This is a genomic window from Pseudomonas sp. NKUCC02_KPG (assembly GCF_019345465.1).
In the GTDB taxonomy this organism is placed as follows: Bacteria; Pseudomonadota; Gammaproteobacteria; order Pseudomonadales; family Pseudomonadaceae; genus Aquipseudomonas.
This window is the reverse complement of the sequence record NZ_JAHKRC010000002.1, coordinates 144,774-170,885: the sequence shown is the minus strand read 5'-3', so window position 1 is coordinate 170,885 and position 26,112 is coordinate 144,774. Positions and strand designations below refer to the sequence as shown.

The window sequence follows — 26,112 nt, the reverse complement described above, 5'->3', positions numbered from 1 at the left end:
TCACCTCCTTACCCGGTGTGTGGGGCGTCGTATAACTTGCGGTCATTGGCCCGGCGGGCGTTGTCTTCCATCTGCCGGGCGAAGTCATTCAACTGGCCCTGCATCATGGGTTGCAGCTTGCGCATCAGCTCGTCGGGGTCTTTCACATCCCCCTCAATGGTGATGGGCATATGCGGGGCAAAGGTGAACGTTTGATCAATCGGCGCCGGCTTGGCCTCCGACTTGAGCATCAGCGGCGACGGGGCTTGCGAGCTGCCCGCCTTCGCGCTCATCGAGCGCACTACATCACCCGGCTCTGCATCGTTGCCAAACAGCGATTTGGCAAACGACGTTTTGCCGAACATACCGCCCACGGTCTCGCCACCCATGCCCCCCAGAAACGCGCCGACCAGACCACCCACTGCCGTGCCAATGATCGGCACCACCGAGCCGATCGCGGCGCCGGCTGCAGCACCGGCCACCGAGCCCGCCAAGCCGCCTGCAGCACCACCGTAGCCCTCGGCCTTTTCTTCGGCGGTCTTGGCCGTGGTGTAGGTGTCAAAGGCCTTGATGCCGGCCTCTAACACCGAACCGGCCGGTAAGGCTTTACCCACCCTGTCTACCGCACCGATCAGGCGCGTACCAAAGCGCGGCGGAACCGGCGAGGGTGGCGGAACCGGCGGACGGGGCGGACCCCGGCGCCGCGATCTGCGACCACCACGACCGCCACCACCCGGGCCACCGCCGCCAATTTCCCGGGCGTTGACCACAAAGACCTTTTGCGTGTGCTCTGGACCGCCCTCGTCGCCCCCGCCCTTGGCCTCCCGGATCACATCAAGCAGCTTCAAGCCTGTTTCTACCGGGTCCAGCTTGGTATCTGCAGCGCCTTCACCCTCTCCCCCGTCATCCTTGCGGCCCATCAGCGCGTTGAGGCCTGCCGAGACCAGCGACTTGACCGCGTCCCCCTTGCCGTCCCCGTCATCGTCACCGCCGCCCAGAGCATCCTTGGCGTTGGTCACAAAAACCGACTGCACACCGGCGCGGCCTGCACCGCCCCCGCCGCCCAATCCGCCCCGGGCCAGATTGACCAGCCCCCGGCCAATCTTGAGCGCGCCCAGCAGACTGGTCACGACGCTGGCACCGGTGGCCAAAGCCGTCAGCCCCATCACCAGCTTGGGCGACTCGTCCGACAGCTTGGTGATGCCCTTGACCACTGTGGTCAGCCCAGTGGCGACCGCATCCGTAACGGGCCGAATGGCATCGCCCACGCTGCGCATGGCATCGTTGCCCGCCTGAATCGTCTCGGCCCATTTTTGCGATGAGGTGTCGCGCCGCTCCGACAGGTTTTTGTCGAGGATGCCCGAGGCGCCTGCCGCCTCATTTTTAAGCTGCTCGTACAGCGCTTTGTTCTGCACATAGGCGGTCAGCGCCGACTTGACCTGCATGTCGGCAAAGATATCGCCAGTGCGCAGGGCCTGCTCCAGACTGCTGAGCATGGCCTTGGCTTTTTCCGGGTTCGCCTCTTTACTGATCTGGGCCGTGGCCTCGGCCATCTTGGCCGCTTTCTTCGGGTCGGTGGCCTCGATGTACCGCTTGGCCAACCCAAAACTGGCCTCCAGCGTGGACATGCCTCCCTGAATACCGGTGTTTAGCGAGCCCTGATAATCAATGCCGGCCTTCTTGTAGGCATCCACTACTTCGCCGGAACCAATTTTCTCCATCCAGTTTTTCAGGTTGTTGGCCGCCTCGTCGGAGGTGCCGGCAGTTTTCATCTGCACCTGGAGCATCGCGCCCAGCTGCGTCACTGCATCCATGCCAGTAATGCCCTGTTTCTGCATACTTGCGAGCAGTTGCGGGAACCAGCGCGCCATGTCGCTGGCTTCAAAGCTGCCCGCCTGCCCTTGGAATGCTACCGCCTCCAACGCCTTTTCCAGCGCCTTGGGGTCGGTGATATTGGCGTTACTCTGCAGTGCTTGGATCATCTTGGCAGTGTCGACACCAGACGAGCCCTGCCCAACGACGAACTTGGCCGCCACCGGCGCAAACTCCATCGCCTGCTTAAGATCCATCCCCGCGCCGACCAACTGGTTAACCACATCGGCCACTTCGTTGCGGCCCATGCCGATATCGTTCGACGTCGCAATGATGCTGCGCGACATGTCGGCCTCTTGCGCCGATCGGGCCACGCCGGCCTTGATCGCAATATCCCGGATAATCGCCTGATAATCGGCGCTGACCTTGGCCGTGACGGCCACCATGCCGGTGGCCACGACCCCCTGCGCCACACCAGCGCGCACCTGCTGCTTGCCCTGATCGATCTGGCCAAAGCCTTTGGCCTTCAGCTCAGCGCTACGGCCGGCGCGGCCAAGACGCTCGTACTCCCGAGACAACCGGCCGACTTCCACGCCTTCCTTGCGCAGCACCCCCAGGTTCCGCTCCAGTCGGTTTTTGAGTGCTTGCGCGCCCTTCTCGCCTTCAGCGTGGGCCTTTTTCCACTCATCGCGCAGGCGCATGGTTTCGCCGATCGTGCTCTGCAGAACCCGGGCTTTTTTGCCCTGCTCAGTGAGCTTTTTGACGCGGCTTTCAACGTCTTTAAAAGCAGCGCCCACGGTCGAGCTCACCGCTCCGCCGATCACCAGGCCGAGCGCCATGTTGTTTGCCATAGAAGTGCCCTGTTACGTGTAACGGAGGAGGCAGCTCAATCCGTGAGCCACCACAGCATGCGGTTAAACGGCATGGCCTCGATCTCACTGGCCGAGAAGTGAAACTCCCGGGCCAGGTACTTGGCCGCCGCTTTAATCGTGGTAGGCGTAAGGTTCATCATCTTCGACCAGGCGAAAATAACCGGCCTGCAGACGGTTGTAGTCGACGATGGTCATGGCGCTAATGTCCTTGTCGCCCGATCCGGTCAGGGAGGCAAACAAGATCAGTTCGCGCTTCTCCGCATCACCGCCGGACTGGACGGTGGCTTGCTGTACATCCTTGACCGTTGGGGCACGCAGGCTGATCCGATCGACTTGGATCTGGTTGATCTCGGTCGGTTTGCGCAAGGTGATGGTGGCACCTTCAGCCGTCAGTTCCAGCCAGCTCGGTAGAGTTTTAACAGTCATTGTCATATTTCCTTAGAGGCCCAGGGCGTTACGCACGTCAGCCAGTTGGTCCACGCCATCAATGACGCGCACGCAGTTGATCGGATCGATTTCAAACATCACGCGCCCGTCGATTTCGAGCTTGTAGTAAGTGACGTCCACGGCGTACTTGAACTCGGCCTTGGACCCGGCCGACCACTCGCCCGGGTCGACTTCACGCAGACCACCACGCAAGGTGGCGACCACGGCGGTGACTGCGCCTTTCTGGCCCTTGAAGGCACCGCGAAACGAGGCATCGAAACCCGTCTGGTCAAAGGCACCGAAGTACTTCAGTACCTCGCGGCGAATACCGTTGGTGGCAAAGCTGGATTCCAGTTTTTCCAGGCCCATGTCCATCGCCACCGGCGCGTCCATACCGCCGCCGCGATATTCCTCGGTTTTCACCGTAACCTTGGGCAAGCTCAGGCTCGGCACATCGCCCTGCAGGCTTTGGCCAGCGATAAACATGTTGGTGTTAAACAGGGTTTGCGGAATCATTGAACGCCTCCTTAGGCTTCCAGAACTTCAGTCAGCCACTGGTTCGTGACCTCGATTTGGAAAATCGGGTTTTCCGCCGGCGGCACATCGGTAAAGCGAATGGTCCAGTACACCTTGCCCTGCTCGATCTGCGTGGCAGTGGTCTTTTCAAGGTCGGGGTAGACCTCAAAATTGATCACCGCGCCCTGGGCTTTCAGGTCACGCATAAAGGCATTGATCGTCTCGGTCACATCCTTGACGTACGTCTTGGTGATACCCCGGTCGACCGCCCATTTCATGCCCGCCTGAATGGCATCCATCACCATGTCGGTGGTGCGCACGCGGGTGACAAAAGCCCACTTGGCATCACTCGACAGGGTGCGGTTGCCCCACAGGCGATAGCCCCCGTCACGGATGATGGTGGTGATATTGGCGCCGTTGAGCAGGTTGGCGCGGCAGGTCTTGTCGCCGTCCAGGTACTCGACTGGGCGCACCGTGCCGGTGATGCCAGCAATTTCCTTGTTCGATGGTGACGACCAGAAACCAAAGCGCGAATCCGTTTGCGCGAACAGGCCTGCAGCGATAGCCGAACCTGGCACCGATACGTCACCGTTGAGGGTGGTGCTCCACTGTTTGACCGCCGGATCAACCATAAACAGGCGCTTAGAGCCGAAGTTTTCGGCGTAGGCGATCGCGGCCTCGTCGGTGGTGTTTGGACCGTCGATGATGCCGATGGCCTTTAGCTTGCCGGCCAGTACATCCATCGCGGTGGCCACCGCTTCCGTGGCGCTGTGCTTGGGTGCAATGACCAACCGCGGCTGCAGGTTGAACAGGCTTTTGCCATCGAGCAACGCCTGCATGCCGGTGCGCTTGCCGTCCGCCGCCACACCGCCAATGATCGAGCTGGTGAGTGCTGCGGCCTCGGTGCCGATCGGCACGCCTACAGCCACAATCGCCGCTGCCGACTGATTGAAAATAGCCTTACAGGCCCGGGTGATGGACGAGTCAGCGCCGAACGCAGCCACCGCTTCGCTCTCACGGGTCAGCAAAGTGGGTACGTTGGACTCCACCAGACCCAGCCCCGGGGCGAAGGTATCGACCAGGCCGATGATCGAGGACGAAGGCAGCGCGATGACACGGGCGCCGGTCTCGACCAGGGCCACGGTAATGCCGTGAAAGAAGTCGGTAGAACTCATGGTTTTCTCCATAGAAACGAAAAAACCGCCCTATAGGCGGTTGCGGTAAAGCAGTAAAACGGGGGCTTAAGGGATAACCACGGTGGAGTTTTTGCGGGTCAGATTTTTATCCCGGCACAAAAAAAACCGCTTTCGCGACTTTGTGTGCTCAACAGTGCAGTGGCTATAGGGCAGCGAGACGCTCGATCACCTGAGCGCTTGCAGCCTGCACTTCGTCCGCTGTCCCGGCGTTGGTTACCAGGGCTTTACCACTGATGCGGACGCCTTCGATTTCCCCTGCTACCTGATGCCACGCATCCCTGGCCGCGATGACTTCCGACGCCAGAGCGGAGACCGTGATGCCACGGGCTTCGGCCTCAGGCTTCAGCAGAAAATAAGCGGAAGCATCAGCCGGGCTGCCGGCCTGCAAGAAAGCCTCGGCCTCGCTGGCCTTCGCCAAATACGTCGAGTCTTGGCCGATACCCGAAGTCAGGTAGCGGCCGCGCGCTGTACTCGCCGCCGCATCAATGGCCACCAACGCGCCAGGCTTGAGAGCACCGGCCAGAACCATGGCAGGCACGCCCATTTCGACAGCCTTAGCCAACGGCCAGGCCTCGTAAGAAGCGCCGTTGTATTCAAAGCTCAAAAGCACATCGCCCGATAATTCTCGAATAATCTCTCCCATAACTTTCTCTCCTTAAACCGTCGCTGGCAGCGGCACGTTGCACAAAATATTGATTGGATTACCGTTAATGTCACGAACGATATTACCGATCAAATCACCCAACTTTACGCCCGCAGGCAAGGTCATCGTAGCAAAGGACGCCTTGATCGGCACTCCACTATCGAGGTCAACTAACTTACCTGTACCAGGCGTGCTGATTACGACACTATAGGCCGAAAAGTTAATATCAGAACCGCCATTTGGAAGACGTAGAAATGACGTCTGACCAAGTTCCACATCGCAGACAAATACCGCCACATAACCACTAGTCAGGTCTTGACGGACGATGATTCCAGAGCCATTTGACTGAACGTCAGGATACCCCTCCGGGCGATCAGACGTTTTTAGCTTTATGTACGAGAACAGCAAAATAGAGTTTCTCAGCACGAACCCAGAACTAGCAACCCCATTGGTCGCCGGCACATAAACCGATTCATTGGTAATTGACGGCTTGGCCTTGTCTACTTTCCCAACAATTGCTACACGCTTATTGATCAGCTCGATATTTTTCCCATAAGGAATAATATGTGCCTGATCCGGAATCAACTCAACACTTCCGCTACCCCCTACAGGAATAGTATCAACAGCCTTTTTGATAGTTTTAAAAGGCGCAGCAGAAGTGCCTGAATTATCATCGTTACCCAGTACAGCATCGACATAATAATATCGACTCATCGAAATCGCTGACAAAGCCGCCGCCACCGCAGCAGTAACTTTATTTTTCTCCGCAGTGAAGGATGCCAACAAGCCAGAGGCTTCGTTAATAAGTTGCGACATACCCATCTGATAACTCTCCTAACAACCCTGTTTATTTTTTAAGGTCTTGTTGACCAAGCCGCCCTTCAATAACTTGTAAACGACGCTCAATACTTTCAGAGCGATCCTTTTCATTAAGAAGGGCTCGCTGGGTTTGCAGCAAATTGACGCCATAGTCCGCCGCCACCGCTTCTATTTGCGCCGCTGCCCAACTACCTTCGTGATACATCGGATAAATCGGAAAACGCAGGCGAAGCGAGCCAGCGCCCTCAATGGCGGGCAAAACCGAGTACAGGCCCGATGCCCTGACAGAACGCGCCACACCGCCACCATCCAACATCCACCGCGGCGTTGCACCGGTATCCGCAGGATCAGGATCAGCCACAGCCCCCGCGAACAATTCCGCGGGCGTCAGGTAGTGACGAGACGAGTCATTGCGGCCGTTATAAGCCGTTGCGGCGCTCAAACCATCGCCCGTACCACCCACCACGGTCTTAATGCCGTAGGGGTTCCAGCTCTCCAGCGGCGTGCGCAGAATCAACTCCAGGGGAATGGCATAGCTGCGACGGTAACTTTCTGCCCCATCGGTAAACGCCGCGACCTCAGGCCGGGTATTGGCTGCCACAAACAGCATAGGGTCGTTGTAGCCACGGATGACCTTGGAGCGACCACTGGCATTGGTCGAGCTGCCATAACGGCGGTTGTAGTTGGCGGCATTGAGCAGAACGCCAGGCTTGCCCCACTCCGCCATTTGCGTTTGCACGCCGGCATCGGTGTATTTCTCGGCGATGTTGGTGCCTACGCCATTGAGCCCCGGCACCTTCGCCATTAGCTCATCCAGCAGATCGATCGTCGCCGAGTCCGTATAACCGCCCCAGTGCGGGTCCTCCGACAGATCGCGGTTAACCCTCCAGCGCGCACTTCGCGTGTTTGCCAACTGCTGGGCGTTCCAGTTGAAGTTCCAACGCTGAATCGGCAGATCCAACGGGGTCAGCAATTTTTCAACCGGATAATCGCCAATCGAACCGACATCATTCGCGGTAATCCGATAGCGCCACGCCACAAACTGCGGCTGACCTTTTGCGCTGATCTTCCGGACCGAGCCAGGTATATAGCTCCCGTTCTCGCCCGTCATGCTGTGACCGGCAGAATTGAGCATCAGCGTCCGATTTAGCAACTGCAGATAATCGGACACCTCTTCATGGTGGCGGAAAGAGTCGAATGTGTCGGTGACATCCCCGGTTAACAGCTCCGGCCAGATTTCCAGCACTGAGAGCGTCCAGCGAAAGTGCGGACGGTAATCGCGAATGCTGATGTCTCTCGCAGCGAACGCCTCGAAATACTTGCGCATTTCCGCGACCTTGTCCGCCACTGCAGGGGGTGCATTGACGCTCGCAGGAGTTGCCGGCGGAGGTACATCCGCCATGGCCAAGTACGCGCCCTGTACAGCCTGGCGCAGGCGATAATCATTGTGCCGCGTGCGCAGGTACTGGCCATTCATCAGCACCGCAATTTCACCCAGGCCCGCCGTCGCCAGCAGGTTCGGATGGTTATGCAGGTTGATCGCCGCATAGGCGTTATCGAACGTCCGGTTAAAAGCCTCGGTGCCGCCGCGACCATACTGCCGGCTGCCAAGCACCCCCGACTGGCCCATGTGACGAAAAATTTCAGCGAAGCATTCCGCTTGGCTCGACTCCAGCATCCAGTCGGTTTCGATGAAGTTGGTCAGCGGGAAGTTATACGACTCCCCCTCGGGGTGCTCCCCCGACAGATCACCCTTGATCTTGGTCAGCTCGACCTCAACAAAATCCTTCACCCAGGCCCGGGTTGCCTGAATGACCGATCCGTCGAGCACCAGCGTCACGTTGTCGGCATTACTGGTGGTGAAAATCGTGCGAATGTTGACTTCGCGCCCAGCACCGGAGGCAATCAGCGGCTTGAACGATTCAGGGTATTTGCCGATGGCGTACAGCACACCCGTGTCTGTCCAGACAGCAACCTCACGAATCCAGAACCCTCCCACGCTTTGGGGGATAATCGCTTCGACCACCAGCCAGGCCGTGTTCGTTTTGTCTTGATACAGGTTGCTGAAGTTGCCTTCCCAGACCGTTCGCCTCAAGGCAACTTGCGTATCGACTGGGTTGTAGGTGGCTCCATTGCCGTCACCCACGCTCATTTTTACCAGTTTGATCGGCTTGCCTGAGGCCTTGCAGGCGGCTTCATATTGCATGCCGGCCTTGGTCAAAATCGTGTAGAACTCTTGCGCTGCCATCACGCCTCCAACGGGTAAATAGTGGTTAACTCCCCCGCGTCTGCGGTGATGGACTGGCAGGCCGGTTCGGCCTGTTGCTCCAGCTCAGTGACCTGCAAGGGGTGGATTGTGGTTTGCTCGCTGTAAGCACTGCCAGCCGCCTCTTTGGCGGGGTAGGCGTGTTGTTCCAGCAATGTGGGTTGAAGCGGGTAAAGCGTGGTGTCTTCGGCGGTCATGGCAATGTTCGCCGCCTCTCGAACTGCGCAGGTGAGGTCCATCAACGTGACTTGTAACGGGTAAATCGTGGTGACTTCACCCTCTACAACACAGGCACCGAACCGCAGGGTGCTGGTTGTTTCCAGGCTGATGCGCAGGAGATTCATGTGCCGACTGACCGGCTTGGTGTCCTCAATAAGCCGGATCAGCTCCTGGCACACTTTCTCGGTGAAGCCGCTATCCCGAACCTCGACCTTCAGCGCATAGGTGCCCGGCTCGCGTTCAGGTAGGGTCTGCCACCACTCTTCCACGTCAATGACGTAGCCCAGGGACTCGGCCACCCGCTTCAACGCGCCCACGGTGCCCTTACGCTTGTGGATCTTGAAAGAGTCTTTAATCACCTTGCGCTTGATCGCTTCCGACCAGTCAGGGTCCCAGCGATCGACACTGCGTTGAATGGCCAGCCAGGGCAGCAACTCCACAGGACAGGTGTCCGGTGAGTTCATGCGGCGAAGGACGTTCGGCAAATCCGGGTTTTCCATCGACACCAGAGCCAGCGCCTGCTCCAGCGTCGTGCGATTCGACGGCAACAGGCTGGCATCACTCATCGGTGCCACCGAACGCTACGCTAAAGCCCGTGCAATTGGCGGCCTGATGGTCCAGCACCACCACATCCTCAACCGGGTGGATCAGCTCCACGTGCTGCACCCGCGACGCATGCAAGGCGGCATGGATAGCCGATCGACGGATATCCCGCCCCAAGCGGCGCTGGGTGTTGATGTAGCGATCCAGGGACGACCGGGCTTCAGCCAGGATCAGCTCAATCTCCGGGCCCGGGTAGAGGTACAAAACAGCCTCGATCCGGTAGTCGATCAGACCGGCGGACTGGACGATCACGCGGTCGCCTAACGGCCGCACATCCTCATCACTGAGGGCCACCCGCACCACTTCAAGCAAATCCTCAGACGCCACGCCATCGCCAATCCGGCTAAGAATACTGACCTCAACAATGGCCGGGCTTGGGCTGACGACTCGGGCATCCGCCACCCGACCATCGGCCGACATGGCGTGAAACACGTAGGCATCCCGAGGGCCTGCAATCGATAGGCCCTCAAACGCAAACAGCGTGCGCTCCACCAGTGAATCGTCCGACTCGTACTGCGCCTCAATCGGCGGCACCGCACCAGGATCAGCGGCGACTACCAACAGCCGTTGCACGTTGTAGTTGGCCGCCAGGTGATCCAGATCGCTGTCCCGGGCGAAGGCCAACAGCAGCGCCTTGGCCGCATCGTTGATGCGCGCCCGCCCCATCATCTTGTCGTAAGCGGCCTTTTCCAGCAGCTTGACCACCGGATCGGACTCCAGCGCTGCCGACCAGTTGCCCCCCATCAAGGCGCGAAAGTCGGTCAGCGCTTCCTGATACAGCGCCTCAAAATCCAGTGGTTCCAGTACAAGCGGGGCCGGTAAACGGGACAGGTCAAGGGTGCTCATACGTTCACTTCCAATAGCTGGCTATCGCCCTTGTAGATACCCGACAGGCGAAAAGTGATGCGCCCATCAAGAACGGATAGGACTTGAACCTGCGTCAGTTCAAGACGCGGCTCCCAGCGTTTCAGGGCGCGGGCGGCCTCAGCCTGCACAGCGCTTTTCCAGCCCTCACTGACGGGCAGATCGACAAAGCGCCGGATTGTGCTGCCGTATTCCGGGCGCATCAGCCGGGACCCCAACGGCGTGGTCAAAATATCTTCAATGGACTGCCTCAGGTGCTTAACGCCTGAGATAGGCAGCCCGGTACGGCGGTCCATTCCGATCATGGGACTACTCCGGCAGACGCTCTAAATCAGGGTGTTTGTCGAGAAAGGCTTGCGCGTCGGCGTCCGGCGCCTCGACGTGGTGCTTGCTGACCTGCAGCAGGCGGCTGTCGCTCATCACCAGAGTGCGAGAAATAAAGGCCCGATCACGGTAAACGACCGGGCTGACAGGCTTGTCGATCGAGAGGGGTTTGCTCGTCATCGTTTTCTCCAGGCAGAAAAAAGCCCGCATAGAACGGGTTAGTTGAAGGTTGGTCTTAATGCGTGTGGTGGTTCGAGTTTCCGGCAACATCGATCAGCGCTCCATCGGTGCTGATATCAGCCGTTGCGTGCAACGCGCCGTTGATCAAGACGTTCCCGTCAATCTGCACATCCCCCTTGAGCAGCGAAGGACCATCCAGAGTGATATGCCCAGACGTCACCAATATGGTGCTATCCGCCACTGTCGCCGATGAACCACCAACCTTGATATCCACCGAGCCGGTCGGCAGCACAATGCTGTAACTGTGGGCCTGCCAGTCATAGGTCAGCGACCCGCCATCGTCGAACAACCAGCGTTCGACGTGATCACGGTTATCCGGGGCGGGGCCGGCATCACCAAACAAGCCCGGCACAAAGGTGCCTTGTGACACGTCGCCGCTCGGGCTAAGCAGAGCGCCCTGCTCGCCCATGCTGGGTACCCGCCAGTGTCGCGCCTTACCTGCCGCCTGACTGTGCCAGCGTACCCAGGCGCTGACCCACTCGCCGTCAGACACCCGGCACACCGGTGGCCTGACCGTCAGATCCAGAGCAACCACATAGCAACTCTTGACCACCCCGGCGATCATGCGGTCGTGCTCGGCCAGGGCGTGGCTCACGGATCAACCTCATCGCCCACACTGAACACCAATGAACCGGGCGGCTCGTCGGGCCACAGCCATTCCGTTTCACCGAGGTAAATCGTCTGCGTCCACTCCACCAGCCAAACGGTATAGCCATCCAGCTCCGGACGGGTCCAGTCTTGGGTCGAACGCTTGAACTCGGCAGGCTCGACCGCTAGGCCCCACGTCTGGGTGCGCAATAACACCGCCAGTTGCGTGGCCAGATGAATGGCCTGCTGGTAATGCTGATCGCGGATCACGTCGACAATCACTCGTGCTTCAAAGGTGACGTTCAGGGTGCTTTCCCCTGTGCCGATATCGGTACCGGGCTCAATCTCGGCGATGTCGAGAAACACTGCCGGCAGCGGGATATGCTGCTCGATGTCAGGCCAGAAGCGGACCAACTGGACACCTGACAGCTTCTCTAGCAAATGCTGTTCAATGGTTTGATACAACAGGTCGAGGCTAAACGGCTGCTCAGACACGGCGTGTCCCCTTCAGGTATTTCTGTAGCTCAAAGTTCATTTCCTGCCGGAGGATTTGCAGCAAGCGCTCATCGGCCTTGCGGCTCCAGGCTTCGAAGTGAGGTCGCACCGAGTCGAGCGAAATCTTGGCCTTGGCCAGTGGATAACGGTCAGTGTTTTCAGCAATCCAGCCCGAGCTGTCACCCTTGCTCGAAGTGACTTCACTGTCGGGGTAATCGGCTCGGTCAAAATGCTTACTGGCGGTACGAATCCAGATATCGGCCTGATTGCCGTACACCTTTTTGTAAAAGGCACCGCGATAGCGTCGACTGCCCACCGACACACCGGCCTTGGTCTGCCGTGGACGCCCACTCCGACTGGCTTCCAGCGGGTTGATGCCGAACCAGAGCTTGCCGCGCATCGCGCCGCCCGCGATCGGGTAACTGCGCAAACGCTGCCGCACCGCCTTGACCGCGATCCGCTCCTGCTTGCCCACGGCCCGGGCGATATGTGTAGCAAGCCAGCCCAGGGTTTTGTTGATAGCGCGGCGTTGCGCGTTAGCCGCAGCCTTTGGCACCAACGTGGCCAAGTCCGCAAATGCCTTCACATCCTCGGCCGAGACCTGAATATTGAACATCCCACTGCTGGCCCTATTCTCACTGAAGCTACCAATGCTCATGCGCGTTTCCTCAAGATCAGCGACACCAGCCCATCACCGCTGGGCTCCAGCTGCAGCAGGTCGTAATCGCCGCCACCGTCCAGATCGGGCAGATCGATGGTGACCAGCAATCCCTTGCTCAGGCCATCAGAGTCCGCCACCCGCACCACAAGGTGCGGTTCGCGAAGGCCGGTGTTGAGACGACCAATCTGCGGCTGTTTCCACGGTGCCGAGAACATCCCCAACACCGGTTCGGCGCGACCTTCGATACGCGCACTATCGCCCAGCACATCGAAAATCACGCTGTCGATATCGGCCACCAGATCACGAATGCCCACGGTTACAGCTCCAGCAGGATCTGAGCGCGTGGACGGGTGCAGATATGCAGCGGGTTGGACTGGGCTTCGCCGGCCATGCCCTTGTTGAAGGCCATCGGCTCGATCTTGCTGTAGTACGGAATGCCTTGGGTGTTGACCGTTTCCATATAGTCAGCCGGGGCGAAGGCAGAGATATACAGGTCCGGAACGCCTTCAGGGATCAGCAGTGCCTTGTCGTCATGGACGAACGCAACACCCGCGACCTTGCCGCGGTAGCGCTCCCACACAATGCCACCGAACTCGAAGCTCTCACGGGCATCACCACGCAACGCGGCAGCCTGTGCCGAGTTGACATAGGTGTCCTTGATGGCCTTGAGTCCCATCATCTTGTTCCAGAAATTCTTGCCACAGAACGCCCGGGCACCGGTACTGGTGACACTGCCCAGCGCATCTTCCTGCAAGTCCAAGGCTTCGCCGCATTTGACGCGGAAGTCTGTGTCCGCGACGGTCAAACCCATCGACATTTTTTGCCGTTGAACGCCAAAGCGCTTGTACAGATCGAGCAACACCGTTGTGCCGTCTGCATCGAGAATCTGGCCATTCAACGCGCCCATACGCTGATATTCGTGGGTGACGTCCAACTGGCGGCGGGCCTTCAAGAGGCGTGCATTGACCACGTCCTGCACGGCCTGCAATTCGCTGCGGGTACCGAAAGCCCGGATACCTTGAATCTCATCCGCCTTAATGGTGAAGCGCTCCGGCAAATGCACGGTGTTGAACGGGATCAAGGTGCGCTTGCTGGCACCCACGACCAGACCCGAAGTCCCGCGCTCACCGGCCGGTACCAGAGCCAGGGTGTCACCGTCTTTTTCGATCTGCACGGTCAGGGTGGTGATGCCCTCTTCCTGAAACAGGCCAAGGCTGCTCAGGCGCCCGGGCAAATATTGCTGTTCGTTGATGGCAGCGGTCAGCGAGGAAACAGAAAACGCTTCGTCGTCAAAGATGGCGATGTCGGCCATTGGGGACTCTCCAGAATGTAAAAACCCCGCTCAATGGCGGGGTGCGATGAAGGGGCGGTCGGCTTAACGCACGATCACAAAATGTTCAGCCAGCGATTTCTCACCCTCCAGATCTAGGCCGGTCAGGTGGGCTTCACTGACTTCGGCAAGGCGCACCACAGCGCGGCCACGACGCACGATGTCGGATTCGCCCAGCGGGCCGTACAAGATGGCCACGGCGTTTTGGGTACCGTCTTCAGCAGTCGCCTCATACGGTGCGAATTCGCCCGAAGCGGTCACCAGCCCAAGGACTTGCCCGGGATACAGCGCCGGTCCTGCCGCGACGTTGATGGCTTCGCGGGAAATGTTTCCAGCTCCTTCAGACAGCAGGAACTCACCCGCGTGCATCGGCTCTTTTTTAATAGTCATGCTTTTACCCCTGTCTGGGCGGCGCGACGGGCCGCATAAATGGCGTTGGTGTCAGGCTGTTTGGCCTGGGTTTTCGGCGCCGGGTCATCGTTGATCGGCAGGCTGTTATCGATTTCAAACCCGCCGCCACTGACCAGTTTGTCGAACAGCCGACCGCGCACCGCTTCGACCGTCAGTCCTGCGGAAACAAACTGCTGGGTGAACTCCGGCAAGCGCGCCGCCACGCACAGGTCGCGCACGGCCTTAGCGTTGGTGAGCGCGGCATTAACCGTAGCCTCATCGGCCAGTTTGGTGGTGCTGATCAGAGATTCGATCAGGTTGCTGATACCGGCCGTGTTGCAGCTCTGTGTGATCAATAAAGCCAGCTTGGCCGAATCGACGATGGGCGGATTTTCCGGTTCTGGTTTCACAGGTTCCGGGGTAGGTTCCGGCTCAGGCGGTTCCTCCAGCTGGGCCAGCAACGCTTGCGGTGCATGCTGGTAACGCTGCAACGCACCGCCCTGGCCGAGGCAGGCTTTGACCGTGACGCCCTCGCCCACTTCGTCGGCCAGGCCCAAGGCCACCGCCTCACTTGCCGTGAGCCATGTTTCGGCATTGACTAGGCGTCGCAACTCGACCTCGTCTATGTTCGGCGCCTTGGCTTTGTAGGCCGCGATGATGGCCTCCATTGCTTGATCCAGCGCCGTGGCGACTTTACGCAAGTCCTCGGCATCGCCGGAGGCGTAGGTCCACGGGTTGTGGATCATCAGCATGGCATTGGACGCGATCACGACCTTGTGCGCGCCGCACACCGCGACACTGGCCGCGCTGGCTGCCAAGGCATCGACCCGGCCGGTGCAACGCTCGCCCAGCCGCGACAGGGCGTTGTGAATGGCCAGGCCGTCAAACAAGTCACCACCGACGCTGTTGAATGCCACCACGATTGGCGACACACCATCATCGAGTGCTGCAAGGTCGCGGACAAACTGGTTGGCAGTGATGCCCCAGGTGCCGATCTCGCCGTAGACGTAGACCTCGATGCTGCGGGTCTCAGCCTCGCCGCTGGCTTTCAGGCTGTACCAGTGTTTGTTCTGCGGCGCCGGTGGGTCACCGGCTTTGTTGAAAATCCGTAGTAGGTGCTGCTTGATCATGGTGTCTCCTTGTCAGCGGCCGGTTCAGGCTGGTCGACGAGCGTTTTGTAGTTGAGGCCCAGCTTTTGGGCACGGGCCTGATCGGCAGCGTTTTCAGCGTCGACGGTTTCGGCGTCATAGCCCGAACGCAGGACCATTTCGCTGCGAGAGTTAAAGCCCGCGTTGACCTCCATCATCCGCGCCTGAATGTCTTGCACCGGCTGGATGTAGGCCCAGCCCTGCGGTACCCAGCGGGTGCGCAGGTATTCGCGGCGCCGTTGCGCGTAATCGTCCAGCTTCAGGCGCCCGGCCAACACCGCCATGTCCATCCAGGCGGCCCGCACTGGGCGACACAACTGGTGCACGTACACCCCGAACTGCAGTTGTTCCAGGCGACGGCGGAACTCGTTGAGCACCACCCGTAGCGCCCGGTCGTTAACCTCGCGCATATCGCCTGTGAGGATTTCGTAGGGTGTGCCGGTACCGGCGGCAGCGGCCATCAATTGCTGCCGCATAAAGTCCGGGTAGTTGTTGCCGGCGTCCGGTGGTTTGGAAAACTCCACCTCTTCACCGGGCCCCAGTTCCTGCATGGTGCCGGGTTCCAGCGCGACCATCGGGGTAAAACCGTCACGGTCATCGTTGAAGGGCTGGCCGGTCACCGGGTCGAGCGCAAGCTGCCTGCCCTCCGGCGGCGGCCTGCTGATAAAGCCGGCAAACAGGTTGGCCACCTCCTGACGAAACAGCACCGCGTCGTCGTAGTTGTCCAGGCTGCGCAAGCGCTTGAGTACTGGTGCCAATCGCGGCACCCCGCGCAACTGGCCAGGCTCGACGGGCTCAAAGATATGCAGCACCTGCTCGGCCGGAACCCGCACCAACTGGTTGTAACCGGCGTTTAGCGACGACGCATCACGGGGATGCACCCGGTACATGTGATACGCCACGCGCTGGTGAGCCGGGTTGAATTCGATACCGGCACGGATGCTGTTGCCATTTTTGGCCGGCTCAAATTTGTCATGGGGTACAAACTCGGGGGCCAATACCTGAAGCTGAAGCGGTACCGCCAGATCCTCATCCTGGCCGCGTGGGCGCAAGCGCACAAAGCATTCACCGGCAGTTTCGACGGTGCGGGCAATCAATGCCTGCTGGCCGTAGAAGTCGGTCAGGCCATCGGCGTCCGACTCATCGACCCAGTCCTCCCACAACTCCTGCTGCACTTTGCGCAAGGCATCGTCATCGATCTTGGGTCGAGGGGTGATGCCAGTACCGATCAGGTTGCTGACACGCTTGTCGATAACGTTGAACGCATACGGGTCGTTGCGCACTGCAGCCCGCGAACGTGCCCGCAGGTTGCGCAAGGCCGGGGTATTGATGCTGTTGATGCCGATGTCGGGGGCGTCCCAACTGGCCGAACGCCTGCCCTCTCCGGCCCCTTCGTAACTGGCTTTGATCCGCTCCGGCAGTAAAAAGCCGTTGCGAGTCAGGGTTGGATATTGGCGCGCCATTAGAGTCCCTTGCCTCCGTGGTAAAGCCTCACCACTTTTGAACGTGGCCCAGCGGACGCGACCAGCGAAGTGCGGATCTGATCGCGGGCTTTGAGCAGCTCATCCACCGTGCGGTACTCCACGGTGCGATCGGCATAGCGCACGGTTTTCTCGCCACGTGCGATGGCCGCCTCAACCGCGTCGAGGTGCTTCTGGGTAAAGGACATAATCAGCGTCTCTTGAGATAGCCGCTTCGACTGACGCGGCGAGCCGGGGCTGCAGCGACCGGTTTAGGAGTAGTTACCGGATGTGCAACTACAGCCGGAGCAGAAGGTAGTATTTGCACAACTTCAACAGGGGGTGCTGCAGGGTCCTCTGGTGAGGGGTCGACATGGGCATCGTCGGCAGGCAGCGTTTTGTCTTCAAACAAATGATGCTGCATCAACGATTGTCGAACCTTCTCCCAGTCGCTTTCGTGATAACGGCCCAGTCCCAGGTACTCGGCCATTGCCAGGGCGTACACCATCAAGTCGAGAGCTTCGTTACGCTCAGACTTGCTCTTGGTCCACTCAACACGACGTTTGCCTTTGACGTAGCGTGCGACCTTGCGCTCAGCTACGCACTGGGCGAAAAAGTCGTCCGGAAGGTCTTTCGCAAAGTGCAATGCACCTGGGCCGGACTCCAGCGGATACCGGTTATAGATCCAGTCCTTGGCCGTGTCGGTTCCTATCATCCACAGCTCGGCACCGTTCTTTTCGATGTTGCCGCGCCAGTTCACATCCACCCGCGAAGGACGCTGGGCAATAATGTTTTTACTGGAGTGGCTATCTCCTTTGACTGCGAACACGTTGCGCCATCGACGAATGCGGCAGAACTGGTAGACCTCATGGGTATGATGACCGCCTGAGTCCACAGCAGTGGCCAAAATACCCAGGCCAACACCACTCGCATGCCGATAGCGCACTTTGAGTTTGTCATCTAGCACTTCCCAGGTTCTGGAGTCAGAGGGGTCACCCATGATCACCTGATGGTCGATCACCCAACGCTCCATGCCCATACCCCAACCGATGACGATGAGTTCAAGGCGGTTCCCCTGAACATCCACCGCCGCCGTGAGCATCAATGCTCCAATAGGAACAGTTCCCAGCACGTAATTCTCAGCACGCGCACGCGCCTGCAAGACATCCGCTTTGGTTTGCTCCATTGCGTTGTCCCAAGGCAGGGCAAGTTTGGTGTTGTAAAACACCTGCATGGTGGCCTGGTCACCTTGTTTTTGCATGACCAGGGCGTCATCAAAATCCTTGGCCAAAGACGCCCAACTGGTCCAGCCCAAAGGCGCATAAAGGGCATTGAGGTGAAAGCCTACTGTTTCACCATCGCCATGCGCGTGGGAACGCCACTCGCCTTTAGAAAGCATGCTGGCCTTGGCGTGCTCATCAATCATTGCGCCGCACTCAGGACCGCTGCAGAGGTACTGCACCAACCGATAGATTTCATCCCACTTGAGGTTGGCCCATTCAAGCACCTGCATATGGCCACAGTGAGGGCATGGGACGTAGTAGTGACGCTGGTCACTGATCTTGAACAGGTCAGCGATGCGCGAAGCACCTTTGATCGTGGGTGAACTGGAGAAGTAAAACTTGGCGTTGCGGCCGAATGTAGAAGCGCGAGCCTCTGCCAGCTTTACTGGGTCGCCTTCGTTATCAATGTCCATTTCCCAGCGATCTACTTCATCGCCGTAGACATAACGCACTGACTTCTCGGCCAGGTTGGACGATGAGCCAGCGGTTGCGATGAACAACCGGCCACCTTCAAACTGCTTGTTCTCCCAGGTGTTTGTGCCCTTACGAGAGCGCGGTACAACGACTCTTGCACGCAGCTCAGGAACGGCCTCCACAGCCTGATCAACGCGTCCGGCAACGCTCTGGGCCAGCTTCTGCGTAGGCTCCAGAAGAAGAATGTTAGCCGGAGCCATGTGAATACAGCCGCCGATCCAGTTTAGGGCAATCTGGGTTTTCATCAACTGTGAGGCCACCATAGTGACCACACGTTTGCATGGATGTGACGGTGACAGGCAGCGCATCGGCTCACGCGCATATGGGGTTCGTTCAGTACGATATGGACCAGGCTCGGCAGCACCAGAGCTCTGAGGGATGCGCATGTAACGATCCGCCCACTCATCGACCCACAGCTCTGGCTCTGGGCGCAGGCCACGAAAGTAGCCCTCGCGGTAGACCTCTTCGCCCCCACGCTGATCACTAACCATTGTTGTCCTTCTTGATTGACAAGGAATGCCGAAGGTCGGCACTAGAGATGCGCTCTGCATCCTCAAGAGCGCGTCGGATTGAGGCCAGCAGGTGTTTTTCTACTCCCCATGCGTCGCTCATTGCCGCAAGCTCCGGCGCGATCTGCGTCGGCACCGCCAACAGCAAATCGCGTAGAAGCCGCCCAGTGGCATAAGCAGCCTCGTCCACGTCCGACATTTCCACCAGCGTGCCCTGATTTTTGTAGAAGTCTGCTTCTACGGTCATGGCGTTAAAGTGTTCACGCCGGGCGCGAGCCTTTTGAAAGTCGGGCTTGAGGTCCGATGGCTCAGAAAGGCTGAGTGGCGCAGCCTGTAAAAACGCGGAGGGGCCCAAAGGCTCAGCCGATGGGTGACCTTTGCTGACTCGTTCTTGCTCATGCCGGACAGTAACGCCGGCTTTGCTTGGGTCGCTGGTTTTATCGATCAGGGCATTGGTTGCAGCAACATCGACCAGACCTGCCGCGTTCAATACCAACCGCCCTTGTTTAGCGAGCTTAGACACCCAGGGTTTCGACCAATTACGACTCGCGGCATAAGCCGACTTGCTCAAATATTCCATGATTGAACTACCAGTTAACCCAATGAATACAGGCAGTTAACTGTTAACCGCAGTTAACTAAGTTTGAAGGCCAGCCAGATACGCTTTCCCGCGGGTTTCCTGCCCCGTACCCCCGGAAATTCCCCAGGGTCCCCGGTAGAATTTGAGAGACGAGAATTATTCTGATTGGTCGGAACGGGGTGGGGTTTCACAAACCCCGAGGCGCTTAGCGGCCCAGCGCTCGTAAAGGCCGATGGCAACGTCTGCCCCGGCCATCGCCGTGAGGCAGCCCACCGCCGATGACGCCCAGATTGATACGCCGTTGGCATGCAACAGCATCATCGTGGACAACCCGCAGCCGATACAGGCACCTGACCGCAAGGCAAGACGCCGCACCAGTGACCAACCCCGGGCACCATCCTTGTCCGCTCGCCACATCTCACCCGACACCCCACCGATCAAGGACAGTGCAATCACCAGCCAGATCGGCATATCCGCTAACGCTTGTTGCTCTGTTGTCATTGCCTGCCCCTAAACGCAAAAAACCCGGCGCAATGGCCGGGTTTAGTGGTGGGTGTCGGCCGCTCTCTGCGGTCGCACCTATCGAAGATGACTACTTTTTACAGGTGGAATTTACTGGCAGCAAGCAGGTTTTAATGCCACCGGCGAATAAGTGGGTTAGGCAGCTGAACGCCCGGCGAATGTCGGCGAATACATCACCCCGGCTAGCGCTTTTGGAGGCTGTCTGTCCTGCCCCACTGTTCAAGATCAAGGTGGGACAAAGGAGAGTGCCTAAATCAAAGGCTGTGCCCCACTGTCCTACTTCTTTTACTTTTTCCTCGTATATAGAAAGATTATTAAGAACACGCATGCGCGTGAAGCGCGCGTATTGCTGCCCGCTACGCTCACATGTGCGAGGGGCATTAACAGGCGGGACGGTGGGACAGCCCAGTAACGGCGCGGGCTGCGCTTGACCCACTGCTGTTGAAAGCAGCGGGACAAGGTGGGCCATAGATAATGGGTGGGCAAAGGGAGAGGCATCGATCACGCAGCTTTTTTCCCGAGCAGCAGTTCAGCAATACACTCATGAGCTTCGTGCAGCCGATCGTAGTAGGTTTTCCGGCAGCACCCGCAGTGAGTGATCTTCTGCGACAGGAAGCTGTCGTGGTTGCAGTAGTGCTCACGCACCACCACCGACAACTGCGGTGGCAGGTGTTTATTGACAATCAACTCAATGTCGGCCGACTCATCGAGCAATACCCGACTGCCCCGCGTGCCGCGAATCAGCTCGCCCTTGGTTTCCATGAGCATGGCAATCATGTTGCCGCTGCCAGTGCCTTCGGGCGCTGCGCTGTGCAGATCCTCTGCCCAGAGTTTGAGCATGGCGTCGATGTGCTTAATCAAAGCAAGGCTCCTCGATCTTCTGCACCTGCAGGGCTGACTGGCCGCCCCAGTTATCAGGCTTCTTGTAAGCCCAGGGACGCTGCCCGCTTTTGGCCAGGGCTGGCAGGCGCACACGACGCCATCCAAGCCGGTGCATGATCGCGCCGACGCGCATCTGCTCGGGCTTGCCCCAGTGGCCGAAGTCGAGTTTGAGTGCGCTGGCCAGCACTTCACTGCCGCTGGTGGTTTCGCCGATCTGCGACTCTTCCAGCCAGGCCAGGATCGGACCTTCCCATTCATCCACCACAAAGCGCTCGTCCTGGGCTTCGGAGAACATCGCGGTTTCGTCGCGGTTAACCCACCAGATCTCATCGGCCTTGTAGCAGAACATCGCCTCAGCCCAGAGTTGGTCACGGATCTCGCGCAGCTGCTCCAGATCGACCTTGGTGCAGGCCACCGGCCAATAACGGCGGTTGCCCGTGGCGTCTTTGAGGTATTCGTCCTGGTTCGTGGTACCCACGAAAACACACTGGCGTGGCACGTCATTTGTTCTGCGGCCGTAGCTCTCACGGTAGGTGTCGGTGGATGCCGAGAAAAACTGCTTGGCTTTGGTGCTTTCGGCCTTGTTGAAGCTGTCCAACTCGCCCAGTTCGATGATCCATTTACCACGGATCGCCTGAAAGCCGTCCTTGTCGCCCAGAGCAAACGGCGTATCCATAAACCAGTCGCCGCCGAGGATGCTCATGGCCGTGGACTTGCCTTCGCCCTGCCCGCCTTCAAGGATCATTACCGAGTCAGCTTTGCAGCCTGGGCGCATCACCCGGGCAACCGCCGAGATCATCCAGCGCTTGCCGACCTTGGCGCTGTAACCGCTTTGGGCCACACCCATGACCGTGGTCAGCCAGGTATCGAGGCGCGGCACGCAGTCCCATTCAAGCTTGTTCAGGTAGTTGCGTACCGGGTGAAAGGAGTTGTCATGGGCAACAACGCTGACCGCCTCGATCACGCTGGAGGCTTTGACGCGCAGGTTGTATTGCTGGGCCAGCCACTTCATCACCCGGATGTCGTCGATATCGCCCCAGTCCCCAGTACCGCCGCCATACGGGGGCGTGCGCAATTTGACGATCTTGGAGCTAAAGGCACTGAAGGTGATCACACCGGCCCAGCGCTCGTCGTTGCCCAGTATCAGTTCGACGTTTTGCATATGGGCGATCAACGAGCCGTTTTCAGTGCGTGCCAGTTGGTCTTTCCAGCCACCTGCAGCAGGTGGCCTGACCACCGACAACACCTGGCGGCGGACAGCATCCAACCCTTCGGCACAATGCAGGTCGTTGAAGTCGGTCCACTTGATCTCGCGCTCGCCCGAAAACACCGGACCAACCACCTGACCGCCAACGATCAAGGCCGCGTTGCTGCCCTTCTCTTCGCCCGGGTTCCAGGGCTCGCCGTTGGCGCGTTTGGTCTTCCAGTCATCGTCGCGGCAGACGATCAGGGCACGGCCCGGGAAACGCTCGCGCATGGCCTTGGCCACCACACTCAAATTACCCGCGTCAAACGCGATGGCCACCGTCAAAGAGGTGGCCATATGCAGGCTTGCGCCGGTGGCGTAGCCCTCACATACCAGGACGGGTTCGCCCGGTTCAGGGTGCGGGCCAATCAGGTGGAAAGCGCCCTCTTTGGACATGCCATAGGGCCAATACGATTTGTCGCGGCCAGTGTCCCGCTGCTTCTCCGGGTAGATAACCTGCAGCCCGACGATCTGATCCCGCACATTGCTCATCGGCACCAACACAGCACCGGAGCGCGGGGCGTAACGCACGCCCATGCCGACGATCTGTTTACGATCCAGGTAGGCGCTACGGCCCTTCTCCGGCATGCGCTGGAACAGGCCAGATGCACGATTGGCAGCACGGCGTGCAGCATTCGCGGCAATCTCGGCGGCACGGCGTTTACCTTCCTCCTGGCGAGCGCGCATCACATCGCGCTCTTCCTGGCTCATACGGCCGGCCTTGACCTTGATCTTGTTGCTGTCGCCCGAGCGCCAGTCACCGAAGCTGCCGAAAATCAGCGTCTCATTTTTTTCGGTGCGGTGCTCATGGATCACATACCAGCCGTTTTTCTCTTTGCCCTTGTCCTGCGTGGTCTTGCAGCGGGTCAGCTTGCCGAACGTGAGTGGTTGCGCAGGCTCAAGGCCGTGCTCAGCGAATTGACCGAGAACGTCATCGAGCATAACGGGTACCTATTTGTTCATTCAGTTGTTGGCAGGCTGCACAGCGCGTGCAGCTGGTGACGGCCAAGCGGCGGGCCAGGGGAATTAATGAATCGCAGTCCACGCAAGACTCGTAAGACGCAAACACCGGCTGCGCTTTACGCGCTGCCAGTGCCAGGTCGATGCGTTCCTGCACCAGGTCATTAGCAAAATCTGCGATATCAGCCACGGTCAGTACCCCGCGTAGTCGAGTTGACGTAGCAGGCACGATTGAACATGCCCAGCAGTCCCTGAATGCCGCGAAACACCTGCAGGCGGATCTCGGCCAGTTCGCGGTCACTGACCACCCCGTCGCCAATGCTCTTGGCCCAGGTGTCGGCCAGATCTGCTACCTGACGGAAATACACGGCAAGGCCAGTGGTCAGCGTCTCGGGCATATCGTCGGTATAGGCCTCGGCCAGTTCCTGCCAGATCGTGTCCCCCACCAACGCATGCACCGCATCCAGGATGCGGCGATCTTTAGTCAACTCCAAGATCTCAGCGAACTCTTGAACATTCACCGTGTGGCTCGGGTGGGTCGGAGACAGTTTGTGCTGCAGCGTGGTGGGATTGCGGCCGGTGGTGGCGGCGATGGCGGCAGCGCCACCCGGGTAATCGCGGGCAGCGTGATACAGGGCCAGATCGAGCGGCAGAATTTCGCGGCGCGCTCGTTGGGTGCAACTAAGAGCAATACGGCTCATGGCATTAATCCTTGAATGTTGCCAGTGCCGCGCGGCGTGCTGTGGTGGTACATTTGCCGCGTGGCTTGAAAGGGCCCAAAAGCCGGCCAGGTCCGCAAGACCAAAACCGGCACCGTGCCGAGGCAAGCGATCCGTCGCTCACCTCTGGCGCAACAGCTGCCAGATCTGTGGTGGAGAAGGCAGCAACCCAAAGCTTCCGAGCCTTGGAAAGCGCGGTGAAGGGAGGCGGTATTGCATGTGGTGTGCCCGCCTACCTTGACCGCGACCCGGCGACACTGTGGTGGTGTGTGCCGGGAGGAACTGGGCGGCCTTATTGGTCGCCTTTTTTCTTTCTATGCCGCCTTGGTTTCCGTCACGCCGAAGTGATCCAGAACCTCAGCGAGCGATACACGACCTTCGCTTTGGCGGGTCAATGACTTGATCAGCGATACGCTTGGGTCTTTGCTGGCGTACTTAACGTGCAAGCGCAGGTAGTTGACCGCGATCTTGCAACGCCCGGCGTATGCCTGTAGTGCTTCTGAATCTAAGCTGTCGATGTAGTCTCGCAATTTCATGTGGTGTACCTCCGGGAAACGCAATTTAACCACAAAGGTTAACTATTGCAATACCTCAGAGGACATTCACCCCATAGGTTAATCTGGGCACAATCACTGCATGAGAATTTCAGATACCCGCCTGCACAATTTCCGCCAGATCCTGGCCGAAAAAAAACTACGCCTGATTGACATTGCTGAGCTGCTCGGCAAAGCGCCTGCGCAAGTGAGCGCTTTCGGCGGGAAGAACCCAACCAAAGGAATTGGCGATCAAATTGCGCGTGAAATTGAAAGAGCCCTCAGCCTGCCTAACGGCTCGCTCGACATCCCGCATGGTTTTGCAAATTTCGATAACGGTTCTGTACTGGGCTACACCGGCAGGAAGCTGCCTGTGATCGGCTCAATTGCTGCAGGCGCTTGGTGCAGTTCTGAAGATAATTTCGATCCGCGCGATGCCGAAGAATGGATCGAAGCGCCGGGGCCGGTTGGGCCGCGTGCATTCATCCTACGCGTTGAAGGCATCAGCATGGAGCCCAAGTTTATGGAGGGCGATAAGGTTGTTATCGATCCATCGCTTGATGCTTTCCCTGGGCATTTTGTTGCAGCCAAGCGCACCCGCGACGAGGCAACGACGCTGAAACAGCTAAAGCAGGAAGGGAATGAGCTGTATCTTTACGCGCTCAACCCTGATTGGCCAGAGCGCATTATTCGGATGACTGAAGAGTGGAGCATTTGCGGTAGGGCTAGATGGAAGATTTCTGACCTCTGAGGCATCTCCTTTAATGGAGAAACACAAAAATAGGTGGCAATTAGACATCATCCCTAGTAAAACGGAGAGGCTTTGGGGGATGTTGAGAAATCAACCATCCAGAAATGGGTGCAACTAATCCAGAAGGGCCTAGCCCTTAGTCATAAGACTTCGTCTTAGGACTTGCTCGGCAACGAGCGTTACACTCTTAACTATAATAGACCCCCAAAGCTCTTTTTAACTAGGAGGGTCGCGTGTTCGCAGACAATATATGGTGGACTCGCAAGTCCAGAATACAAGCAGAAAAGCGTTTACTTTCCAACGCATTCCAAGCACAACTCTTACTAATCTGGTATTCATTTCTATCAGCTGCAGTATCAATTTACTATTTGAAATCCACTACCAGCAGCAACTTAGAAAGTGTTTCCTGGGTTGCATTTTCCGTATTAATACTTAGCATATCAGGCTTCATTAACGGCCTATCCTATAAAGAAAGAGCAAGCCAGATCAAAGAATGCTACGAGGCACTGCAGGAACTATACAGCGCCGCAAAAAGCACAACCGCTGATATCAACGCATTAAGCGCACGATACCAAGATACACTTAAAATATGTGAAAACCATGAGGATATAGACTTTTATATAACTCTCTGCGACACATACTTATGCCATCCATGTCCTCGCGACTCCGCTAAAGGGCTGAGCAAGCTACCTACAAATTTCATTTGGTTCAAAGTAATCTTATATTACATAAAGCGTTACATCGCTTTAGCATTTCTATACGCACTCCCAATCTTAATGCTGATATTTATCCAATAAGATTA

At 58.4% G+C, this 26,112-nt stretch carries 31 protein-coding genes; 2 read left to right on the top strand and 29 right to left on the bottom strand.

Annotated elements, in window-relative coordinates; genetic code table 11:
- Positions 1-8 precede the first annotated feature (8 nt).
- The 29 genes from KO536_RS03635 to KO536_RS03500 form a co-directional block, all read right to left on the bottom strand.
- On the bottom strand, positions 9-2,642 hold the full coding sequence (locus KO536_RS03635) for a phage tail tape measure protein (protein WP_219261105.1): 2,634 nt from the start codon (positions 2,640-2,642) through the stop codon (positions 9-11).
- Between the two features lie 35 nt (positions 2,643-2,677).
- Positions 2,678-2,800, bottom strand: coding sequence for a hypothetical protein (locus KO536_RS24180; RefSeq protein WP_254925087.1), 123 nt, complete (start codon positions 2,798-2,800; stop codon positions 2,678-2,680).
- Complete coding sequence (locus tag KO536_RS03630) at positions 2,775-3,089, bottom strand: phage tail assembly protein (RefSeq protein WP_257622763.1); 315 nt, start codon at positions 3,087-3,089, stop codon at positions 2,775-2,777. The genes KO536_RS24180 and KO536_RS03630 overlap by 26 nt, the downstream gene beginning before the upstream one ends.
- A 12-nt stretch (positions 3,090-3,101) precedes the next feature.
- A complete protein-coding gene (locus KO536_RS03625; protein ID WP_150628529.1) occupies positions 3,102-3,605 on the bottom strand; it encodes a phage major tail tube protein in 504 nt (167 codons plus the stop codon).
- Positions 3,606-3,616: 11 nt separating this feature from the next.
- On the bottom strand, positions 3,617-4,780 hold the full coding sequence (locus KO536_RS03620; protein WP_219261103.1) for a phage tail sheath family protein: 1,164 nt from the start codon (positions 4,778-4,780) through the stop codon (positions 3,617-3,619).
- A gap of 163 nt (positions 4,781-4,943) precedes the next feature.
- A complete protein-coding gene (locus KO536_RS03615) occupies positions 4,944-5,444 on the bottom strand; it encodes a hypothetical protein (RefSeq protein WP_219261102.1) in 501 nt (166 codons plus the stop codon).
- 12 nt (positions 5,445-5,456) lie between these two features.
- Positions 5,457-6,266 (bottom strand): hypothetical protein, encoded by an 810-nt coding sequence (locus tag KO536_RS03610; RefSeq protein WP_219261101.1) that lies wholly within the window; start codon positions 6,264-6,266, stop codon positions 5,457-5,459.
- Positions 6,267-6,291: 25 nt separating this feature from the next.
- Positions 6,292-8,511 carry a phage tail protein gene (locus tag KO536_RS03605; RefSeq protein ID WP_257622762.1) on the bottom strand — a complete coding sequence of 740 codons (2,220 nt, stop codon included), beginning with the start codon at positions 8,509-8,511 and terminating at the stop codon, positions 6,292-6,294.
- Positions 8,511-9,314, bottom strand: coding sequence for a phage tail protein I (locus tag KO536_RS03600; RefSeq protein WP_219261099.1), 804 nt, complete (start codon positions 9,312-9,314; stop codon positions 8,511-8,513). Before KO536_RS03600 ends, KO536_RS03605 begins: the two co-directional genes overlap by 1 nt.
- Positions 9,307-10,197, bottom strand: a complete 891-nt coding sequence (locus KO536_RS03595; RefSeq protein ID WP_219261098.1) for a baseplate J/gp47 family protein — start codon at positions 10,195-10,197, stop codon at positions 9,307-9,309. Before KO536_RS03595 ends, KO536_RS03600 begins: the two co-directional genes overlap by 8 nt.
- Positions 10,194-10,520, bottom strand: coding sequence for a GPW/gp25 family protein (locus KO536_RS03590; RefSeq protein WP_016781374.1), 327 nt, complete (start codon positions 10,518-10,520; stop codon positions 10,194-10,196). The genes KO536_RS03595 and KO536_RS03590 overlap by 4 nt, the downstream gene beginning before the upstream one ends.
- Positions 10,521-10,524: 4 nt before the next feature.
- Positions 10,525-10,719 (bottom strand): hypothetical protein, encoded by a 195-nt coding sequence (locus KO536_RS03585; protein ID WP_219261097.1) that lies wholly within the window; start codon positions 10,717-10,719, stop codon positions 10,525-10,527.
- Between the two features lie 55 nt (positions 10,720-10,774).
- Positions 10,775-11,374, bottom strand: a complete 600-nt coding sequence (locus KO536_RS03580) for a phage baseplate assembly protein V (protein WP_219261096.1) — start codon at positions 11,372-11,374, stop codon at positions 10,775-10,777.
- A complete protein-coding gene (locus tag KO536_RS03575) occupies positions 11,371-11,862 on the bottom strand; it encodes a hypothetical protein (RefSeq protein WP_219261095.1) in 492 nt (163 codons plus the stop codon). Before KO536_RS03575 ends, KO536_RS03580 begins: the two co-directional genes overlap by 4 nt.
- The gene (locus KO536_RS03570; RefSeq protein WP_219261094.1) at positions 11,855-12,520 is read right to left on the bottom strand and encodes a phage tail protein; all 666 of its coding nucleotides are present in this window, start codon (positions 12,518-12,520) and stop codon (positions 11,855-11,857) included. The genes KO536_RS03575 and KO536_RS03570 overlap by 8 nt, the downstream gene beginning before the upstream one ends.
- Positions 12,517-12,837 carry a hypothetical protein gene (locus KO536_RS03565; RefSeq protein WP_219261093.1) on the bottom strand — a complete coding sequence of 107 codons (321 nt, stop codon included), beginning with the start codon at positions 12,835-12,837 and terminating at the stop codon, positions 12,517-12,519. The genes KO536_RS03570 and KO536_RS03565 overlap by 4 nt, the downstream gene beginning before the upstream one ends.
- Positions 12,838-12,839: 2 nt before the next feature.
- A complete protein-coding gene (locus KO536_RS03560; RefSeq protein ID WP_219261092.1) occupies positions 12,840-13,835 on the bottom strand; it encodes a major capsid protein in 996 nt (331 codons plus the stop codon).
- Between the two features lie 63 nt (positions 13,836-13,898).
- Positions 13,899-14,243: a head decoration protein gene (locus KO536_RS03555; RefSeq protein ID WP_219261091.1), complete on the bottom strand. Its 345-nt coding sequence runs from the start codon at positions 14,241-14,243 to the stop codon at positions 13,899-13,901.
- The gene (locus KO536_RS03550) at positions 14,240-15,373 is read right to left on the bottom strand and encodes a head maturation protease, ClpP-related (RefSeq protein WP_219261090.1); all 1,134 of its coding nucleotides are present in this window, start codon (positions 15,371-15,373) and stop codon (positions 14,240-14,242) included. Before KO536_RS03550 ends, KO536_RS03555 begins: the two co-directional genes overlap by 4 nt.
- The gene (locus tag KO536_RS03545) at positions 15,370-16,854 is read right to left on the bottom strand and encodes a phage portal protein (protein WP_219261089.1); all 1,485 of its coding nucleotides are present in this window, start codon (positions 16,852-16,854) and stop codon (positions 15,370-15,372) included. Before KO536_RS03545 ends, KO536_RS03550 begins: the two co-directional genes overlap by 4 nt.
- Positions 16,854-17,060 (bottom strand): phage head-tail joining protein, encoded by a 207-nt coding sequence (locus tag KO536_RS03540; protein WP_016781386.1) that lies wholly within the window; start codon positions 17,058-17,060, stop codon positions 16,854-16,856. The genes KO536_RS03545 and KO536_RS03540 overlap by 1 nt, the downstream gene beginning before the upstream one ends.
- 2 nt (positions 17,061-17,062) lie before the next feature.
- Entirely contained in the window at positions 17,063-19,099 is a 2,037-nt protein-coding gene (locus KO536_RS03535) for a phage terminase large subunit family protein (protein ID WP_219261088.1), read from the bottom strand.
- On the bottom strand, positions 19,092-19,697 hold the full coding sequence (locus KO536_RS03530; RefSeq protein WP_095032271.1) for a terminase small subunit: 606 nt from the start codon (positions 19,695-19,697) through the stop codon (positions 19,092-19,094). Before KO536_RS03530 ends, KO536_RS03535 begins: the two co-directional genes overlap by 8 nt.
- Positions 19,698-19,853: 156 nt before the next feature.
- Positions 19,854-20,198 (bottom strand): phage holin family protein, encoded by a 345-nt coding sequence (locus KO536_RS03525; RefSeq protein WP_219261087.1) that lies wholly within the window; start codon positions 20,196-20,198, stop codon positions 19,854-19,856.
- Between the two features lie 522 nt (positions 20,199-20,720).
- Positions 20,721-21,080 (bottom strand): hypothetical protein, encoded by a 360-nt coding sequence (locus tag KO536_RS03520; RefSeq protein ID WP_219261086.1) that lies wholly within the window; start codon positions 21,078-21,080, stop codon positions 20,721-20,723.
- The gene (locus tag KO536_RS03515) at positions 21,073-23,289 is read right to left on the bottom strand and encodes a VapE domain-containing protein (protein WP_219261085.1); all 2,217 of its coding nucleotides are present in this window, start codon (positions 23,287-23,289) and stop codon (positions 21,073-21,075) included. Before KO536_RS03515 ends, KO536_RS03520 begins: the two co-directional genes overlap by 8 nt.
- The gene (locus tag KO536_RS03510; RefSeq protein WP_219261084.1) at positions 23,279-23,497 is read right to left on the bottom strand and encodes a TraR/DksA C4-type zinc finger protein; all 219 of its coding nucleotides are present in this window, start codon (positions 23,495-23,497) and stop codon (positions 23,279-23,281) included. Before KO536_RS03510 ends, KO536_RS03515 begins: the two co-directional genes overlap by 11 nt.
- The gene (locus KO536_RS03505) at positions 23,490-24,008 is read right to left on the bottom strand and encodes a phage regulatory CII family protein (RefSeq protein WP_219261083.1); all 519 of its coding nucleotides are present in this window, start codon (positions 24,006-24,008) and stop codon (positions 23,490-23,492) included. Before KO536_RS03505 ends, KO536_RS03510 begins: the two co-directional genes overlap by 8 nt.
- Positions 24,009-24,340: 332 nt before the next feature.
- On the bottom strand, positions 24,341-24,562 hold the full coding sequence (locus KO536_RS03500) for a hypothetical protein (RefSeq protein WP_048383173.1): 222 nt from the start codon (positions 24,560-24,562) through the stop codon (positions 24,341-24,343).
- Between the two features lie 100 nt (positions 24,563-24,662).
- Between KO536_RS03500 and KO536_RS03495 the strand changes: the two genes are divergently transcribed.
- Positions 24,663-25,310 (top strand): LexA family transcriptional regulator, encoded by a 648-nt coding sequence (locus KO536_RS03495; RefSeq protein WP_169868371.1) that lies wholly within the window; start codon positions 24,663-24,665, stop codon positions 25,308-25,310.
- A 233-nt stretch (positions 25,311-25,543) separates the two neighbouring features.
- Positions 25,544-26,107 carry an SLATT domain-containing protein gene (locus KO536_RS24480; RefSeq protein WP_169868369.1) on the top strand — a complete coding sequence of 188 codons (564 nt, stop codon included), beginning with the start codon at positions 25,544-25,546 and terminating at the stop codon, positions 26,105-26,107.
- Positions 26,108-26,112 lie beyond the last annotated feature (5 nt).